This is a genomic window from Deinococcus puniceus (assembly GCF_001644565.1).
Lineage (GTDB): Bacteria > Deinococcota > Deinococci > Deinococcales > Deinococcaceae > Deinococcus > Deinococcus puniceus.
In genome coordinates this window covers 2,789,120-2,807,376 of record NZ_CP011387.1, presented here as the reverse complement: position 1 = coordinate 2,807,376, position 18,257 = coordinate 2,789,120, and the positions used below count along the sequence as shown (strand labels likewise).

The window sequence follows — 18,257 nt, the reverse complement described above, 5'->3', positions numbered from 1 at the left end:
TGGCCTTTCTCACTTTCTACGATCCACGATCCAGACTCTATGCTGACCCGCATGACCCACGCTCCCGAAGCTACATCCCCCCGCCTGAAACTCCTGCTGATCTTGCCGCACCCCGACGATGAGGTGTACGGCGCGTCCGGCACGCTGATGACCTTGCTGGCTGAGGGCCACAACTGCGGCCTCGTGACCCTGACGCATGGGGAAGCCGGGCGGATGCTGGGACTGTGCAACACGCCAGAAGAACTCGCAGAACTGCGGGACGCGGAATTGCGGGCCTGTCTGGCCGTCATCGGGCTGACCACCACGCCCGGCAGCTCCTTCGAGCAGCACAATTTTCCCGACAAGTACCTGCAAGACCAGCCCATGGAGCCGATCATCGAGACGGCGCGTGAGGCCATGACGCGGCACCGCCCCGAAATCGTGCTGACTTTTCCGCCCAACGGCAGCAACGGCCACCCCGATCATGTGACCACCCACCGCGCCGTAAAAGCCGCGTGGGACGCCCTGCCGGAAGGAGAGCGCCCGCGACTGTGGTACTACGCCAGCGACACCGCCCCCGAAAACGAGGCCCTGCGTCCGGAGTGGCTGCCCGCCAACCTGCGCCGCGACGTGACGCCCTTCATTACGCGCAAGCTGCAAGCCATCGCCTGCCACCGCACACAGGCGCTGAGTACGGTGGATTTTATTCGCAAGTTTCCAGAGCGGATCGTGGAGGAAACGTTTTACGAAGTTGGAGTGTAAAGATTGAGTGTGGAACGTGGAGTGTGGGAACGACCAAACCACGTCCTACGATCCGCCGTCAGTCTTCCCACTCCGACACCGGCACAAACTCCACGCCTTCGCCCGTCGTGGCCGTCACGTTGTACCGCTTGTCGAACGTGACCAACAGTTCGCCCCGGTCAAAGTGCTTGGGCGACACGACAGCCTTGCGGAACAGGTAGGTGCCGTCGTCATTGATTCCAATGTGGGCACTTTTGGTGAAGCGGAATTCCACGATCTCGCCGTGCCGCTTGGTGCGTACCCGCACGCGGTAGGTGTGGGCGTCGTCCTGCTTCACATTGGGGTTCTTGCCGCCTGATTTTTTGCCGAACAGTCCGAACATGGGGGGTCTCCTGAGGGGTGGTGGGTCAGTCTAAGGGTCAAAGGGTCAAGGGTCTAAGGACAGCCTAAAAGACACCTAATGGGAGCTTTTTACTCCTCACCCTTGGCTTGCAAAGCTCCGCAGGAGAGGGGGGAGGCTGGGAGGAGGTGAGTGCGCAACGCGATTACTCCTCCCCCTCACACCTCCCGCAGCAGCCCTGTCAGGAGCGCCACGTGTAGGGGCCAGCGGTCTAGGCGCACATGCTCGTGGGCAGCGTGTGCGCCGTCGCCGGGTGCGCCGAGGCCGTCCAGCGTGGGCGAGAGCGGCGCGGTGAAATTGCCGTCGCTGCCGCCGCCTACCACTTCCTCCGTCAGTTGGAAGCCGAGGCCAGTGGCCAGAGCCTGCGCCCGTGCATACAGCGCCATTGTCTGCGGCCCGCGCTCGAAGGGGGGACGGTTCAGGCCGCCCGTCAGTTCCAGGCGAACGCGGGGATCGCCAGCCGTCAGGGCGTGCATGCCAGCCGTCACGCGCTCGCCTTCTGCCACGCTGCCCGCCCGCACGTCTACTTCCAACACGCAGCGAGCCGGAATCACGTTCACGGCGCTGCCGCCCCGGATCAGGCCTACACTGACGTTCGTTCCCGCGTCCGGGCGGGCCAGCGCGTGAATAGCCGGAATCAGGCGGGCGGCCTCAGCGACGGCGCTGGCCCCTTCCTCGGGTTTGTTTCCGGCGTGACTGGCAACGCCGTGCAGCGTGAGGACAAACGAGCCGACGCCTTTGCGCCCGGTCTTGAGGGCGTGCGAATCGGCTACGGGGGGTTCCACCACCAACACGGCGCGGGCCTGACGGGCGGCGGCCTCGATGTGGGCGCGGCTGCTGTGCGACCCGGTTTCTTCATCCGGCGTGATGAGGAGTTGCACGCCGCCCGCAGGCCAACCGCCCGAGGTGTGCAGGGCACGCAGGGCGTGAATGGCCGACACGATTCCGGCTTTCATGTCGTAGGTGCCGGGGCCGTACAAGCGGTCACCTTCGACCCGGAACGGCATGGTTTCTAGCGTCCCGTGCGGCCAAACTGTATCGGCGTGGGTCAGGATCAGGGCGGGCCGATCTTGCAAGCCGAACAAAAATGAGCGCGTGCCACCGGACAGATGCTCCACTTCTGCGCCCAGTGCGCGTGCCCAGCCTTCGACCACGTCCATCACGCGGGCTATGGCCTGTGCATTGCCGGACGGCGATTCTATTTCTACCAACTGATGCAAATCGGGCAGCAGGTGGGCCAGATCGGGTAAGGAGGCGGAAGCGGTCATGCGGTCATGCTAGCGCCACCGGGCAGGGAACACGCCGCCCACCTCGTATAAGGACAGGCGGCGCGTGAGCGGAAACGTCAGGTCAGCAGTTGCACTTGCTGGGGGTTGGCCCGCACGACGGCGCGGCCCCGCATGTACAGGTCGTTCAGGGCCTGAGCACCAAAAATCCGGGCGAGGCGCGTGCTGGTCAGTTCGATGGTGCGCCCGCCGATCTTCAGACGAACGATGTCGATGGTTCCGGGAACCCAAGTGCAGGAGAGTTCTTGCATAGTCAACCTCCAAGGTGGCGCGGCTGCGCCAAGAGTGAGACGGTGGGGGTTGGGGCGGGACAGGGACACTACGCCGCACAAAATGGGGCGCACTGGGGGCAATGACCTTGCCGGGCCTGCAGTCCATTACAGCTCGGCAGGCGGAAGAATTCCGGTAAGACCAGCATAAGATTTCCAATTGCGAGAAAGGAAAGAACTAATCGGTTCAGTCTTGAGGGAGCCATCATAAATCTCCAGCCCACTGACCTTACCCGACATTTGTGCGCGTTGTGGACGAATTCAATTCTGAGCCGAAGCTGACGAAAGATGTGAAAGCTCAGCAGAAGAGGCAAGTGTTCTAGGCAAATTGCATTGAAGGTTGCAAAGATGGGTCAAGAGGTTTGACTTTAAAGGACATCAGCAAGTTCCCGCTTTTCTGGCCCGCCCGAATGTGCTTGACTGCGGGCGTGATTTCGCCCAATTCAAGCACTGACGCTGTTGCGGCGTCGCCCGATTCGCTGCTGGCCCTGCACTTTCCTTCCGACCCGCAGGTGTCGCCCGGCGGCAAGCAGGTGGCCTTCGTGCTGACCCGCAGCGAGGAAGAAGACCCACGCCAGCCTGACCCGGCCCACGCCAAACCACGCCTGCGCTCGCAGATTTGGCATTCGGACGGCGGGCAAGCAACACTCTTGACCCGTGGAGAGGGCAACGACGCCTCGCCCCGTTGGTCGCCGGACGGCAAGACGTTGGCCTTTACGCGGGCAGCAAGCGGGGCAAAAGCGCAACTGTATCTGCTCCCCTTATCGGGCGGCGAGGCCCAGCGAGTCACGGACTTGGGGCAAGGTGTACAGGATGTGCAGTGGAGTCCAGACGGGCGATACCTGACCTTCCTGAGTCTGGGCAACGATGAGGACAAGCGCGACGAGCGTGGAGAGGGCCGGATAATTACCAAACCCCGCTACCGGTTCAATGGCCGCGACTGGCTGCCCGAAACGCCCCCCTGCCTGTGGCGCTACGACGTGGCCGCAGCGGAATTGACCGAGTGGCACGCGCCCGCCGTGGAAATCGGCGCTTATGCGTGGTGGCCCCATTCGGGCGGCGTGGTGTTCGCCTCCAGCAACAGTGAAACGGCGGCCAGCCAGTGGCAGCAAGAACTGTTTACGCTGACGCTGGCAGGCGAAGTGGCGCAGTTCGGGCGCTGGAATTCCTCGATTTCCGCACTGGCCCCGCACGGCGACGGACAGCGTGTGGCCGTGACCGGGCGGCCTGAGGGCAAGGGCAGCCCCGAAGACGATCATCTGTTCGTGCTGCACGCGGACGGCACTTGGGCGCGGCTGGATGCGGGGTGGGACTGCCCGGTTGCGCCACTCGTGGGTGGAGACTGCCACGTGGGAGCTTTCCCCGCCCGCCCCGTCTGGCACGGCGAATCCCTGCTGGTGCTGAGTACGGTGGGGGGCAGTTGCGGCCTGTTCCGGGCAGGGCCGGACGGCACGGTCACGGCGCAAGACCATCAATCCGAGGGCGTGATTTCAGCGTTTACCAGTGCAGGAGGCGGCCTCGCCCTGATTCGGGAAAGTGCCACCCGGTTTCCGGAAGTGGAATTGAACGGTGTGGCCGTGACTGACCTACACGCCCGCCTGCCGTTTGCCGCCCGCACGCCCGAACGGGTCACGTTTTCCACCGACGCCGGAGAGGGCGAAGGCTGGGTGCTGTTGCCCGGTGGAGAAGCCCGCGTGCCTGCCCTGCTCAGCATTCACGGCGGGCCGCATACCGCTTACGGTCACGCCTTCATGCACGAATTTCAGGTGTTGGCGGCGCGTGGTTACGGTGTGGCCTACAGCAATCCTCGCGGCAGTGTGGGCTACGGGCAGGCGTGGTCTAGTGGCAATTACGGACGCTGGGGCAGCGTGGATCAGGACGATCTGCTGGGCTTTTTCGATACGGCGCTGGCCGCCCACCCGCGCCTAGACGGCCAGAATGCAGCGGTCATGGGCGGCAGTTACGGCGGCTACATGACCAACTGGATCACGGGCCACACCCACCGCTTCCGGGCCGCCATCACAGACCGCAGCATCTGCAATCTGGTGTCGTTCAGCGGCACATCGGACATCGGCCTGCGCTTCTGGCACGATGAATTGGGCCTAGAGGCCCACCGCAGCGCCGACGCCGAACAACTCTGGGCCATGAGTCCCCTGAAATTTGCCGAACACGTGCAGACGCCCACCCTGATCGTGCATAGCGTGCTGGATCACCGCTGCCCCGTGGAGCAGGCCGAGCAGTGGTACGCCGCGCTGACACAACTGGGCGTGCCCGTGCGCTTCGTGCGGTTTCCCGGCGAAAACCACGAACTCAGCCGCTCCGGGCGTCCAGACCGCCGGATTCAGCGCCTAGAGGAGTATCTGGGCTGGTTGGATCGGTATTTAGGGGTGGGCGAAACAGAGAAGGGCGTCTGAAGGCGGGGTTGGTCTCAGGGTAAAGGGTCTTAAGAGCAGATGACAGCGCAGGCCTAGAGCATTTGCCCTTGCCCTTCCTTAGACCCTCGACCTTTAGACCCTTAGACACAGCACCCGGAGACGCCGCCCCGCAACTCCGCCCCAACTCCAACACACAGCCCCCGATACCATAGCAACGAGGGCCGGAACTCAATCCCGGCCCTCTCGCTTGGTACAGCTCAGAAGAGTTTAGTCTTCGTCGCGGCGTTTGTTGTTGTCCCAGCCCCGGTCAGGGCGGGCGCGGGGACGATCCGTGCTGGCATCAGCGCCGCCGTCGCGGGGGCGAAATTCGCTGGGCGCGGAAGGGCCACGCTCTTCACGGGGACGGAAGTTGCTGCCTTGGTAGCCGCCACCGCCGCCTTGTCCACCCCGGTCATCACGGGGACGGAAGCCGCCGCCTTGTCCACCACGGTCATCGCGGGGACGGAAGCCGCCACTGCCGCCACGGTCTCCACCGCCCTGATAGCCGCCGCCGCCTTGTCCGCCACGGTCATCGCGGGGACGGAAGCCGCCGCTGCCGCCCCGGTCTCCACCGCCCTGATAGCCACCGCCGCCTTGCCCACCACGGTCATCGCGGGGACGGAAGCCGCCGCTGCCGCCACGGTCTCCGCCGCCCTGATAGCCGCCCTGTCCACCGGGCCGGAATCCACCACGGTCTCCGCCGCCCTGATAGCCGCCCTGTCCACCGGGCCGGAATCCACCACGGTCTCCGCCGCCCTGATAGCCGCCACGATCTTCACGGGGACGGTCTTCGCGGGGACGCTCCTCACGGGGCTTGTCTTCGCGGGGCTTGAAGCCGGTGGTCTGGGCACCCTGCGCTTCACGCATTTCGCGCACTTCACGGCGCAGGCCACGCAGTTCTTTGCCCTGCGCTTCCAGCAGTTCCTTCAACTCGCCCAGCAAGGCCAGCAAATCATCGGCGTCAATATACTCGTCTTCGCCCTCTTCGTCTTCCTCGCCTTCACCCTCGGCACTCAGGCCGCGCTCGGCTTCTTCTTCCTGTGCGTCCAGCACGGGGTCTTCGTCGGGTTCGCCTTCCAACTGGGGCAGAATGTCGCGCAGTTCTGCGGGGGTTTCCTCTGCCTTAGGCTGCGCGGTCATGGCCTGCGCTTCGGTATTGTGCTCGGTGTTGTTTTCTGCGTGCTGCTGTGCCGGATTCTGCCCGTCTTGGGGGGCGTCCATGCGCTGGTCATTGCTGTCGGTCATGCGAATACTCCTTTTTCCTGCGCTATTTCCTGCGCTGTTCGTGCGCGAAAAAGCGTGGATCGTACCCCGCAGTCTAACACCAGTTGGGCCGTCCTTTGCCGTTGTGTTGAATGAGTGTAGCCGGAGGCTAAAGGCCTCAGCGCCGGAACACGGCCCGCAAGAGGGGCCGCAGCAGCGCGAACAGTAGGAGTCCCATCCCCACACCGCACAGCAAGGCCAGCAATGGGTTCAGGCTCAGGCCCATCCACAGCGCCACAAACGCGAATACGCCGCCAAACGACCCGATCAGCGTCGCCAGCCTCCGGGCGTTGTCATCCGGTTTCCAAGACTCTAGATCCATGCCCCAATCCTGTCATATCGGCTACAGATCAATGCCCCGGTGGGCGGCAGGCACAGGCCAATCCACACCATATGGGACTTCCGTCAGGGTTGAATTGTTGATCAGTCTTATACTCAGGTTCATGAAACGCGCCGTGCTGACCTCTCTCGCCCTGCTTGCCGCTGCGTCGGCGTCAGCCCAGACCACATCTCAGGCCACAGCCGCGCCCCGCACCGTCAACATCGGCCTCGGCTATATTCCCAACGTGCAGTTCACGCCGTTCTATGTGGCCGATACGCTGGGGTACTTCAAGGCAGAAGGCCTGAATGTGAAGTATCAGCACGGCTTTGTTTCGGAATTGATGCCGCTGCTGCTGCAAGGCAAGCTCGACTTTATCGTAGGAGACCCCGAAGACGCCGTGTTTGCCCGCAATCAGGGCGCACAGGTCAAGTACATCATGGCGATGTACCAAAAGATTCCAGTCACCGTATTTAGCACCAAGCCGCTGAACTCTGTGGCCGACCTGAAAGGCAAGACGCTCGGCATTCCCGGCCCGTTCGGGAGTACTTACAACGCCGTGCAAGCCCTGATAGACAGCGCGGGCCTGAAAGAAGGCAGTGACGTGAAGCTGGCCAGCATCGGCTTTACGCAGCTTGACGCGGTGCGGGCCGGGCGCGTGGACGCCGCCGCCGGGTACATCAACAACGAAGTGGTGCAGTTGCGCTCTGCCGGAACCCGCGTGTACACCCTCGACGTGACCGCCGCCTACCCGATGGTGGGCGTGGGGCTGATCACTGCCGACAAAAACCTGAAAACCGATTTGGCCCGCAAGGTGGTTCGGGCCAGTCAGCGCGGCCTGAAATTCACGGTCACCGACCCCGCCCGCGCCTTCCGGTTGGCCCAGCCCACCTTTGGCGCAGGCGGCGGCACGCTGGACATTTTGCGGGCCAGCACCCCCCTGATGACGGGCGCTTACACCCGCACCAACGGCATCGGGGCCAGCGACCCCAGCGCATGGAACAAGGCGGTGGCCGCCCTCATCAAGCAGGGCAACCTGCCTGCCGGGGCCAAAGCCACTGACTTTTACACGAATACGCTGGTGAGCAAGACCATTCGGTAAACGGGGGAATGAAGAAAAGAGAGGGTGGCCTCGGCGTGATGCTGGGGCCACCCTCTCTTTTCGACTACAACAAGATTTACTGGCCTTGCACCACGTCGTTGGGTGTGTTCCCGCTCATAGTGCCGCCCGTCTTGCTGTACACCCCGACTTTGGTATTGAACACGCCTCCGCCGTCGCGGGCCGAGTTTCCGGTGACGCTGCCGCTGGTCATGGTCAGTTTGCCATCGTTCCAGAAGCCGCCGCCCACGTTGCCATCGGCCTTGTTGCCGCTCATGGTGGCCCCGGACAAGACAAAGGTGGACGTGGGCGAGGTCTGATACGCACCGTTGGTTTCGACACCGCCGCCATACCAAGCCGTGTTGTTGCTGATGCTGCCGCCGCTGGCCGTCATGCTGCTCCCTGAATACATACGCACGCCGCCACCGCCGCCCCCCAAGTCTTGCCCGGTGGCGCGGTTGGTCACGGTGTTGCCGCTGATGCTGCCGCCCGTCATGTTCAGGGTGCCGTTCAGCGTGACCCCGCCGCCCGTTTTGACCGCCGAATTACCGCGAATCTCGCCGCCCGACAGGTTCAGGGTGCCACCGATCTGCACCCGGACACCGCCGCCGCCGTCCGTCGTTCCTGTGACTTTGTTCCCGCTGATGACGCCGCCGCTGACATTCATCAGGCTGCTGACCGATACACCGCCGCCTGCATTTTCGGCAGTGTTGCCCGCAATCTCGCCCGCTTCAAGACTGAAGATGGCCGAGGTATTCACGTTCAGGCCGCCGCCCGCCCCCTTGACAACCTCATTGGCATTGATTTTGCCGCCCGTCATGGTCAGTTTGGCGTCTTTGCCTGAAACCGTGAATCCGCCACCCGATTCGGCCCGGTTGCCGCTGATTTCGCTGCCGGACAAGGTGGCAGCCGCACTCTTGACCAGCACGCCGCCCCCCACCCAGTCCGAAGTGTTGCCGCTGATCTTGCCACCGCTGAACGTGGCCTTTCCACCATCAAGGAGGCCCACGCCGCCGCCCGAGAGGGTCACCCGGTTGCCGCTGATTTCGCCGCCCTGCATGTTCAGCGTGCCCGAAACGCTGAGGCCGCCGCCGTTGCCGCCGCGCAGGTTCACTCGGTCTGCCGGGCCAGTGCCCTGATTGCCTACGATTTTCCCGCTGATCAGCGTAAATGTACCGCCTGTGTCCACCACGCCGCCCGCGCCCAAGTAGCCTGCCGTATTGCCCTCAATACTGCCGCCTTCCATTCGGACGCTGCCGCTCGACCACAGCCCACCGCCCCACACGCTGGCTGTATTGGCGATAATTTTGCCGCCCGTAATGACCAGCGTGCCGTAACTTTCGATGCCCGCGCCGCTGTAGGCCGTGTTGTTGCCCACCTCGCCGCCCTCGATGCGAACCGTAGACCCCGTGTCGGCCAGCACGCCGCCGCCGTAGCCGTTCTGATTGTTGATCCGCACGGCCTCGTTGCCGCTGATACTGCCCGATTTCAGGGTGAGGCTCGCGCCCTGACCGACGTATACGCCCGCGCCCTGTTCGGCCTTACCCCCGGTGATGACTGTGCCGTCCAGAATGAGCGTGCCCTGGTTCAGAATCACGCCGCCCACTTTCGGTGGGATTGTGGCGAGAGGTTGGGTGGCGAGGGGCGTAGCGTCCACTAGCGGCAAACCGTCCCCGCCCCGCAGCGTCCCGCCCTTCAGGGTCACGGTTGCGCCGCTCGCCACGTCCAGCGCCCGGCCCTTGCCCCCAGCATCAATGGTCACGCCGTCGGCCAGCAGCGTAATGTTTTTGTCGATGACCAGCGTGCTGCCGAGGGTCAGGGTTCCCGGCACCACCAGTCGCAGCGTGTCGCCCGGCGCGGCGGCGGCCAATACTTCGCGCAGGCTGCCTGCCCCACTGTCGTTCAGTGTCATGACGGGTGTTCCGATTTCTTGCAGCACCCCGCAGGAGGCCAGCAGCAACGACACAGAGACGGCGGCAACGGCGGTTCGGACGGCTTTCTTGTGCTTCATACACTCCCCCCAATTCCCCCAGTGTGGCGGGCGGAGGGGCCTTCACCCGCCCGAACCGGAGGTAGCTTCAGAGTGCAAAACAGGCAGTGACCGCAGCGTGACCGGCGCATTACCGCAGATGCACGCCACAGCCGCACGCCAAATAGGGTCAAATCTGCATTCGTGCCTAGGCGTGATGGCTTACCTTGCCGGGTGGTCTTGGCCGAGGCACCCCGCACCTGCTACGGTGGGGTTACACCGAAAGGAGGTGCTGCAAACATGACCGACAACATCTTTGATTCCCTGATCCAATCCACAGGAACCCTCGCCCCCGCCCACTGGAGTGATTTTGCAGCACCAACTTTTGAGAACCCGGCACGCCCAAGCCCGACCCCTTAACACCCGGCAGGCCCACCCATGAGTCAGCGCGGCGGCCAAGACTGGCTGGATACCGAGCTGAACGACCTTGATACCGGGCCGGAACGCAAAGAGAAGCACAAAGTTAAGAAACCACTGGGCCGCCGCAAACTGGCGACGCTCAAAAAGGACTCGGAGGGCGAGGCCGACGAGATCATCAAACGGCTGACCGACTTGGGTCACATCACCGAGATCGTGGCCGAATTGAAGAGCGGCAAAGAGGCCACCGCGTATGTGGCACGCGGCCCACGCGGCAGCATTCTGGTGAAGCTGTACCGGGAACTGGAAGCACGCAGCTTCAAAAATGACGCCATTTACCGTGAAGGCCAGACCATTCTGGACGAACGGGCCAGAAAAGCCATGCAGAGCCGCAGCCTGAAGGGGCTGGCGATGTTGCAGATGGGCTGGGTAACGGCGGAATACGCCCACCTCTGGAAGCTGTGGAATGCGGGCCTGAGCGTGCCGGAACCCCTCGTGGGGCCGTCGCCCTTCGATTACGAAAAGACCACTCCCGCCGTGCTGATGCGCCTGATCGGCACCGAAGACGCCCCCGCCCCCCGCCTCAGCGACGCGGTACTGACGCCCACGCAAGCCCGCAGCGCTTGGGAACAGAGCCTGAACGGCATGGCGCATCTGCTCCGGCTGGGGTACGTCCACGGCGATTACAGCACCTACAACCTGCTGTGGCAACTGGATTCGCAGCACGCCGATTCGGAGTTGCAGGCCGAAGAAGACGAGAACGACATGCAGCACACCGACATGACGAACACCAAGATTCAAAACGAGGAGGAAGGAACCGTGGTCATCATCGACTTTCCGCAGCTTACGACCCGGCAAAATCCCAACTTTGCCCAACTGCTGCGCCGCGACGCCGACAGCCTGAGCATGAGCTTCCGACGGCACGGCATTCAGACGAGCGGAGAAGCGACCCTGAAAGAAGTGCAGAAGCGGGCGCTGGGGCCTGCGCCGACGCCGCGTCTGGTGCTGCCCTAACTCAGCTGGCACGCGCAGGCTTGGCCCACACGAACGGACTTTAGGAGCGGCGAAGCAGGCTGGGGTCTTACTCGGAACCTCAGCCTCCGTGCATGAGTCTCAGTGCTTCCCGATCAGTGCTTGCCGAAGTGGCCCAACTGCGGCACGTTCGGCTTCCATTCCGGGCGCTCCAGCACTTCGCCGTACAGGTCGTATTCGTCGCTGTCCTCGATGCGGGCCTTCACGATGTCGCCAATCTTGAGTTGCCCGGCCAATTCGCCTGCAAACAGATACACCTGACCGTCGATGCCGGGGGCGTCGCCCTTGGTGCGGCCAATCAGGCGGGTGCCGGGGGCGTCGTCTTCGTCATCATTAAATTCGTCGATGATCACGTCCATCACGCGGCCCACTTTCTCGGCCAGTTTTTCGGCACTGATGCGCTGCGCGACTTCCATAAAACGGGCGAGGCGGGCTTCCTTCACGGCCTGCGGCACCGCGCCTTCCAGTTTGTTGGCGTCGGCTTCGTCCACATCGCTGTAGGGGAAGGCTCCCACGCGGTCTAAACGGGCGTCTTCCAAAAAGGTCAACAACTCCTGAAACTCGGTTTCGGTTTCGCCGGGAAAGCCCACGATGAAGGTAGACCGGATGACCAGTTCCGGGCAGATGGCACGCCAACGCCGGATGGTCTCCAGTTGCTTGCCCGCACCCGGACGCCGCATAGAACGCAGAATCTTGGGCGAAGCGTGTTGCAGGGGAATATCGAGGTAAGGCAAGATTTTGCCCTGCGCCATCAGTTCCACGATCCGGTCTACGTGGGGGTAGGGGTACACGTAATGCATCCGCACCCACGCGCCCATTTCGCCCAGTTTCACGGCCAGGTCGGTCAGGTGGGCACGCACTTGCTCGCCCTGAAATTCGCTCTCGCGGTGGCGCACGTCTACGCCATAAGCCGAGGTGTCCTGCGAAATCACCATCAGTTCTTTGGTACCGCCCGCCACCAAGCGGAAGGCCTCGTACAGCACCGCGCCCGCATCCCGGCTGACTTGCAGGCCGCGCAATTTGGGAATGATGCAAAACGAGCAAGTGTGATTACAGCCCTCGGCAATTTTCACGTAGGCGTAATGCCGGGGCGTCAGGCGCACGCTGGGGGCGAACACGTCGCCGTGACGGGTGTCCTCGCGGGAGGGCACGGCCACATCGGGGCGCATGCCGGGGGCGGCCACGGGCAGCAGCCCCGTGAAAGCGTCGGTTTCTATGGGCAGCAGCCGCCGCACATGCTCCATCACGTCGTCCACGGCTTCCGAACCCGTAATGGCCGCCACTTTGGGATGGCGTTCCAGAATCTTTTCGGGGCGCTCGCCGAGGCATCCGGTCACGATCACGCGGCCCGTGGCTTCCAGCGCCTCACCGATGGCGCTCAAGCTTTCCTCTACGGCAGGCGTAATAAAGCCGCAGGTGTTCACGATCACGGCGTGCGCGTCCTCGTAGCTGGGGGCCACTTCATAGCCTTCGGCCCGCAGTTGGGTCAAGATTCGCTCGCTGTCCACGAGGGCTTTGGGGCAGCCGAGGCTGATGAATCCTACTTTTTTGGGGGCGATCAGCATACTGTCTGCGGGGCGCTGGGTTGTTGCCGTCATGTGTTCTCCTCGCGCCGTGCGTTGGCTCCTGCTGGGGCCGCCCGCCGCCTTGTGTTTGTTTGACCTGATGCTCTTGATGCCCGCCCGCTCACGCGCCACGCCCGTTCTTGTCCCGATTACTGGGGGCGCTGTGGCTGAAATGCAGCGGCTTCAACCCGGCATTATACAGGGCGCACGAGTAGGGGAGAAGGACACAGGTCACATGGACAGGTCACACGGGCGGGCTGAGGGACATGTCACCCAATCGGGCGAGTCAGTTGATAGACTGCGCCGCATATGAATGCGAAGGTCATCGTGGTCACGTCCGGGAAGGGGGGCGTGGGCAAAACCACCACCACCGCCAACATCGGTGCGGCGCTTGCCAAATTGGGCGAAAAAGTCGTGGTCATCGACGTGGACGTGGGTCTACGGAACCTCGATGTGGTCATGGGCTTAGAGTCCCGCGTGGTCTTTGACCTCATCGACGTGCTGGAAGGCAAATGCCGCATGAGTCAGGCCCTGATCCGTGACAAGCGTGTAGAGAACCTGTACTTGCTGCCCGCCTCCCAGACCCGCGACAAGGACGCCCTTGACCCCGAAGTGTTTAAAACGGTGGTGCGCGGCCTGATCGAAGACGAGAAGTTTGACCGTGTGCTGATCGACAGCCCCGCCGGAATCGAGTCGGGCTTCCGCACCGCTGCCGCCCCCGCCGAGGGTGCGCTGGTGGTCGTGAACCCCGAAGTCTCCAGCGTGCGCGACGCTGACCGGATTATTGGCCTCTTGGAATCGCAACAGGTCAACGAAATTCGCCTGCTGATTAACCGTCTGAGGCCCAAGATGGTCGCCAGCGGTAACATGCTCAGCGAGGCCGATATTCTGGACATTCTGGGCGTCAAGCCCATCGGGATCGTGCCGGAAGATGAGGGCATCATCGTGAGTACCAACGTCGGGGAGCCTGCGGTGCTGGGCAAAACCAAGGCGGGGCAGGCGTTTATGGACACCGCCCGCCGCATGAAAGGCGAAGACGTGCCGTATCCCAAGTTCGAAGAAGACCGGGGCTTCTGGTCGGTCTGGCGGCGTCTGTTCGGGGGGGCGTGAGATGTTTTCATGGATGAAGCGGGGCCGCACCAAAGAGACCCTCAAAGACCGCCTCGAGCTGGTGCTGGCCTATGACCGCGCCCAGATTCCGCCCGGCAAGGTCGACGCCCTGCGCCAAGACCTGCTGGAAGTCGTGAAGCGCTACTTTCCTACGGGCAGCAGCAGTATCGAAATAGAGCAGCGCGGCGACATGGTGGTGCTGATGGCGAACATTCCGATTGACGAGAATGCGCCGGGGCATACGTCGAACCGGGGGCGCTGACAGACTTTTTCACACCCCGCTCCTTAGCCTCACATACAGTCCACCCGCCTTGCCCTAGCCTGTAGGGGTGACGGCTAAGACTGTGGTGGGGCATTTGTGTTTTAAGGGTTCGGCGTGAAGTACGACTTACGTTTTCCGGTGATCATTCTGGCGCTGCTGGCGGTGGGCCTGCTGACAGTGAGTACAGCGGCGTTGGCTCCCCGCGTGGCCCCCGGCGTGTTCAACAAACAACTGATCGGCGTGGCGCTGGCTGCCGTGCCCATCGCGCTGCTGTGGTGGGCGGGGCGTGACCGCATTTACCGCATCGCGCCGTATCTGTACGGCCTCGCGCTGCTGATGCAGGCCAGCACCTTCGTGATCGGCAAAGAAGTGAACGGCCAGAAAAACTGGATCGAGCTGGGGCCGCTGCAATTTCAGCCGCTGGAAATCCTGAAATTTGCCATGATCCTGATGCTGCCAGTGGTGCTGCGGAGCGGGTATCAGGGCATTAAAACCTATGCTTTTGCGCTGGCGGTGTTCCTGCCTGCCATCGGCCTCGTGGTCATTCAGGATTTTGGCGGTGCGTTGGTGCTGGCCGTCATGTTCGGCGTGATCATGCTGGCCGCTCGTATTCCGTGGTGGCACGCGGTTTTGGCAGTCTTGGCGCTGGGCGTGGCCTTCCCCACTGTGCTGTACCCCAAGCTGGAGCCGTATCAGCAAAAGCGCCTCACCATTTTCCTAGACCCCTACCAAGACCCACGCGGGGCCGGGTATCAGGTCATTCAAAGTACGATTGCTGTCGGCTCGGGCGGCTTGCAGGGCAAAGGGTACAAGGAAGGCTCGCAGTCTCACAACGGCTTCTTGCCCGAAGCGCACACCGATTTCGCCTTCAGCACGTGGGCCGAAGAGCAGGGCTTGGTGGGCGGCCTCGCCGTGTTGGTGCTGTACGGCATGCTGTTTTGGGGGCTGGCAGGCATGGCCGCGGAAGCGCCCCGGCTCCAAGACCAGATTCTCTTTGCAGGCATCTTGGGCCAGATCGGATTTCAGGTCATAGAAAATGTGGGTGCGGCCCTCAGTGTGCTGCCGCTGACCGGAATCACGCTGCCGCTGATCAGCTACGGCCTCAGCAGTCTGGTCAGCACGCTGAGTACGCTGGGGCTGGCGTATGTCATCTACCGAGACCGGCACGGCGGCATGATTTAGAGCCAGAGAAGATCAAGAAACTGGGCGGGAAGCGCAAACTCAGCTTCCCGTCCAGTCCTTTTTCGGTTCAGAGCTTTTGGCTCCTAGCCAGAACCTCTTACTTGAACGTCCCCGCCCGCACGATCACCAGATTGGCCGGATTTATGTACTTCACCAGCGCGGCGGTAGCCTGCTCGGGCGTTACGGCGCTGATTTTGGCTTCCAGTTCGGCGCTGAAGGCGTAGGTGCGGCCCAAATCCAGTTGGTTGGCGAGGCTTCCGGCCAGCGTCCTGTCGGCGCTGCGGGCCACGCGGGCTTCTTGTAGCAGGGCGGTTTTGGCGGTGGCGATTTCGGTGGCCGTAAAGCCGTCTTTGCGGGCGCGGTCAAGCTCCTCGCGCATGGCCGTTTCCACTTTGGCCGTCACTTCCGGATTGAAGATCGCGTAGGCCGTAAAGCTGGCCTTTTCATCCCGCGAGGAGACGCTGGTGCTGCCGCCCGCGCCGTAGCTGAGGCCGTCTTGTTGGCGCAGGCGGTTGAACAGGCGCGAATCGGTGCCGCTGCCGTACACGCGCATGGCAACCAAGAGGGCGGCGTAATCGGGCTGGTCGTCGCGCAGGGGGAAGTTCAGGCGGGCCAGATAAATCGCGTTGGCCTTGTCGGGTACGTTCAGCACGAGATTTTGGGCGGCGGGCGTGACCAGAGGCGTGATCACGCGGGCATACGGGACGCCACTCGTCCAGCCGTTCAGAATGTCGGGCACGGCGGCGCGAATGGTTTGCGGGTCGAAGTCGCCCACCGCCGACACTTGAATGCGGGCGGCTCCCCACACGCGGCGGTAGTAGTCCTGCACCCCCTCCAACGTCACCGCTTTCAGGTCGGCCAGTTGTTCGTCCAGCGTGGGCGCGTAGCCAAGGTCGCCGGGTTTGGCTCCGGCAGGCATAAAGGCCCGCGCCAACGCCAAACTCGCCACGCTTTGTGGGTCGCCGCGCCCGGATTCCAGTCCGTCTACAGCGCCTTTTTTCAGTTCTTCAAAGTCGGCCTGCGGAAACACGGGTTCGCGCAGCACCTTCTTTACCAGTGCCAAAGCGCCCGGCAAGTTGGCCCGGTCTGTGCTGACGCTCACGCTGACTCCGGTAGCGTCGCCGCTCACGTTCAGTTGCGTTTTGGTGGCTTCCAGTTGGTCGCTGAGTTGCTGGCGCGTGAGGCCCGTGCTGCCGCGAGTCAGCAGCGGCGCGATAAAGTCGGCGGCTCCCCGGTCAGCCTTTACGGTGTCGGGGTTGCCGAAATCCACGCTCAGCACGAATTCCACCCGTTCGCCGCGTGTCTTTTTGGGCAGCAGAGCCACTTCTGCTTGCACCGCCCCTACCGCGATTTTCTCGCGGGTCACGCGGGCTTCGATGGCGGCGGGTTCAGGCGCAATGGTTTCTCCGGCGGCAATCGCGGCGCGGCCTTGATAGCCCTTCAGCAGTTCGGCGGCGCTGGGGGCGGCGGTAATCGTCACGTTATCGGGCGCTGCGGTGGGCACAAACACGCCGAGGGTGCGGTTGGTGGGCTTCAGATAGGTGGCGGCCACGCGCTGCACGTCGGCGGGCGTGACTTTGCCGAGGTCGTCGCGCAATTTGAACAGCAAGCGCCAGTCTCCGGCGGCAATGTATTCACTGAGGGTCACGCCCACCGATTCGGGCTTGGTCAACAGTTGCTCGAAGCCCGACGCCACACGGGTTCTCACGCGGGTCACGTCTTCTTCGGTAAAGGGCGTCTTGGCGGCACTTTCCAGCGTGGTCAGCAGGGTCGCCTGAGCTTTAGCCATATCGTCTTCTTTGCCCAGCACCACGCCGTACATCAGCAGGCCGGGGTCGCTGGCGCTGTTGGTCAGGCTGCCGATGGCGGTGGCCTGCTTGGACTGCACCAACGCGGCGTACAGGCGTCCGGCGGGTTCGTTCGCCAGAATTTCGTCCAGTACCAGCAGCGCGGGCATGTCGGGATGGCGCACGCTGGGCATGTGGTAGGAGGCCAGCGCGATCTGCTCGTCGCCCACACGCCGCACGGTCAGGCTGCGTTCGCCGTCTTGCGGGGTTTCTTCGGTGTACAGCGCGGGCAGGCTGCGAAATGGGCGGCGAATCTGCCCGAAGGTCTGCACCATCAGGTTCAGCGTGGCCTGTGCGTCGAAGTTGCCTGCCAGCGTCACCACCGCATTGTCGGGCTGGTAATACTTGCGGTAAAAAGCTTGCAACGCCCCAATCGGCACATTTTCTACATCGCTGCGGTTGCCGATAGCGGTATTGCCGTAGTTGTGCCAGTCGTAGGCCACCGAGCGCACCCGCTTGTACAGCAGCCCAAACGCGCTGTTTTCGCCCGACTCGAACTCGTTGCGAACCACAGGCATCTCTGTTTTCAGGTCTTCGGCGGCAATCTTGGAGTTCACCATCCGGTCTGCTTCCATCCGGATGGCCCATTCCAGATTGTCTCCGGTGTTGGTCATGGTTTCAAAGTAGTTGGTGCGGTCTTCGCTGGTGGTGCCGTTAAAGTCGGCCCCGCGCTTGCCTAGCCCCTCCAAAATGTTGCCGCTGGTGGGGGTTCCCTTAAACACCATGTGTTCTAGCAGGTGCGCCATTCCAGTTTCGCCGTAGCTTTCGTGGCGGCTGCCCACCAGATACGTCACGTTCAGCGTAAAGGTCTGCTGAGAGTTGTCGGGAAACAGCAGCACGCGCAGGCCGTTGCGGAGGCGGTATTCACGGATGCCCTCTACTTCGGAAACAAAGGAGACACCCGCCGGGAGTTGCAGCGCGGCCACAGCAGCGGGGGCGGGTGTGGGGGCAGCGGTTTGACCAGAAGACACAGCACCGAAGCTGAGGGCAAGGGTCAGAGCGAGGGTGGCGGGCAGGGTAGGAACGCGCATAGAGCCTCCGGAGAATGGGGGGAAAGTTGAGTTCGGGTACAGGTTCCAACATACAGAACTGCGGCTACACTA

General features: G+C 63.0%; 15 protein-coding genes. 7 read left to right on the top strand and 8 right to left on the bottom strand.

Translation table 11 applies throughout. From position 1 onward, the window contains the following. Positions 1-51 precede the first annotated feature (51 nt). Entirely contained in the window at positions 52-741 is a 690-nt protein-coding gene (locus SU48_RS13035; RefSeq protein WP_157451171.1) for a PIG-L deacetylase family protein, read from the top strand. Between the two features lie 58 nt (positions 742-799). Here SU48_RS13035 and SU48_RS13030 read toward each other — a convergent pair whose 3' ends face one another. From SU48_RS13030 to SU48_RS13020, 3 genes are all read right to left on the bottom strand, one after another. After that, positions 800-1,102: a hypothetical protein gene (locus tag SU48_RS13030; protein ID WP_064015620.1), complete on the bottom strand. Its 303-nt coding sequence runs from the start codon at positions 1,100-1,102 to the stop codon at positions 800-802. A 176-nt stretch (positions 1,103-1,278) separates the two neighbouring features. Continuing rightward, positions 1,279-2,388: a M20 family metallopeptidase gene (locus tag SU48_RS13025; RefSeq protein ID WP_064015619.1), complete on the bottom strand. Its 1,110-nt coding sequence runs from the start codon at positions 2,386-2,388 to the stop codon at positions 1,279-1,281. Between the two features lie 77 nt (positions 2,389-2,465). Continuing rightward, on the bottom strand, positions 2,466-2,657 hold the full coding sequence (locus SU48_RS13020) for a hypothetical protein (RefSeq protein ID WP_064015618.1): 192 nt from the start codon (positions 2,655-2,657) through the stop codon (positions 2,466-2,468). A 428-nt stretch (positions 2,658-3,085) separates the two neighbouring features. On the opposite strand from SU48_RS13020, the gene SU48_RS13015 reads away from it, so the two are divergent. Next, on the top strand, positions 3,086-5,089 hold the full coding sequence (locus SU48_RS13015) for a S9 family peptidase (protein ID WP_064015617.1): 2,004 nt from the start codon (positions 3,086-3,088) through the stop codon (positions 5,087-5,089). A 228-nt stretch (positions 5,090-5,317) separates the two neighbouring features. Here SU48_RS13015 and SU48_RS13010 read toward each other — a convergent pair whose 3' ends face one another. Then, positions 5,318-6,334, bottom strand: coding sequence for a hypothetical protein (locus SU48_RS13010; RefSeq protein ID WP_064015616.1), 1,017 nt, complete (start codon positions 6,332-6,334; stop codon positions 5,318-5,320). Positions 6,335-6,470: 136 nt separating this feature from the next. Continuing rightward, entirely contained in the window at positions 6,471-6,674 is a 204-nt protein-coding gene (locus SU48_RS13005; protein WP_064015615.1) for a hypothetical protein, read from the bottom strand. Positions 6,675-6,795: 121 nt separating this feature from the next. On the opposite strand from SU48_RS13005, the gene SU48_RS13000 reads away from it, so the two are divergent. Beyond that, positions 6,796-7,773: an ABC transporter substrate-binding protein gene (locus tag SU48_RS13000; RefSeq protein WP_064015614.1), complete on the top strand. Its 978-nt coding sequence runs from the start codon at positions 6,796-6,798 to the stop codon at positions 7,771-7,773. Between the two features lie 76 nt (positions 7,774-7,849). On the opposite strand, the gene SU48_RS12995 is transcribed toward SU48_RS13000, so the two are convergent. Beyond that, positions 7,850-9,781: a right-handed parallel beta-helix repeat-containing protein gene (locus SU48_RS12995; protein WP_064015613.1), complete on the bottom strand. Its 1,932-nt coding sequence runs from the start codon at positions 9,779-9,781 to the stop codon at positions 7,850-7,852. 396 nt (positions 9,782-10,177) lie between these two features. On the opposite strand from SU48_RS12995, the gene SU48_RS12990 reads away from it, so the two are divergent. Beyond that, the gene (locus SU48_RS12990) at positions 10,178-11,170 is read left to right on the top strand and encodes an RIO1 family regulatory kinase/ATPase domain-containing protein (RefSeq protein WP_064015612.1); all 993 of its coding nucleotides are present in this window, start codon (positions 10,178-10,180) and stop codon (positions 11,168-11,170) included. A 113-nt stretch (positions 11,171-11,283) separates the two neighbouring features. Here the strand turns inward: SU48_RS12990 and rimO are convergent, their stop codons facing one another. After that, complete coding sequence (gene rimO / locus SU48_RS12985; RefSeq protein WP_064015611.1) at positions 11,284-12,786, bottom strand: 30S ribosomal protein S12 methylthiotransferase RimO; 1,503 nt, start codon at positions 12,784-12,786, stop codon at positions 11,284-11,286. Between the two features lie 276 nt (positions 12,787-13,062). Between rimO and minD the strand changes: the two genes are divergently transcribed. The 3 genes from minD to SU48_RS12965 all read left to right on the top strand — a co-directional run bounded on the left by minD (position 13,063) and on the right by SU48_RS12965 (position 15,307). After that, the gene (gene minD, locus SU48_RS12975) at positions 13,063-13,863 is read left to right on the top strand and encodes a septum site-determining protein MinD (RefSeq protein ID WP_064015609.1); all 801 of its coding nucleotides are present in this window, start codon (positions 13,063-13,065) and stop codon (positions 13,861-13,863) included. Position 13,864: 1 nt separating this feature from the next. Then, a complete protein-coding gene (minE, locus tag SU48_RS12970) occupies positions 13,865-14,125 on the top strand; it encodes a cell division topological specificity factor MinE (protein WP_064015608.1) in 261 nt (86 codons plus the stop codon). A gap of 114 nt (positions 14,126-14,239) precedes the next feature. Beyond that, positions 14,240-15,307: an FtsW/RodA/SpoVE family cell cycle protein gene (locus SU48_RS12965; RefSeq protein WP_064015607.1), complete on the top strand. Its 1,068-nt coding sequence runs from the start codon at positions 14,240-14,242 to the stop codon at positions 15,305-15,307. Positions 15,308-15,404: 97 nt separating this feature from the next. Here the strand turns inward: SU48_RS12965 and SU48_RS12960 are convergent, their stop codons facing one another. Beyond that, positions 15,405-18,185, bottom strand: a complete 2,781-nt coding sequence (locus SU48_RS12960; protein WP_064015606.1) for a M16 family metallopeptidase — start codon at positions 18,183-18,185, stop codon at positions 15,405-15,407. Positions 18,186-18,257 lie beyond the last annotated feature (72 nt).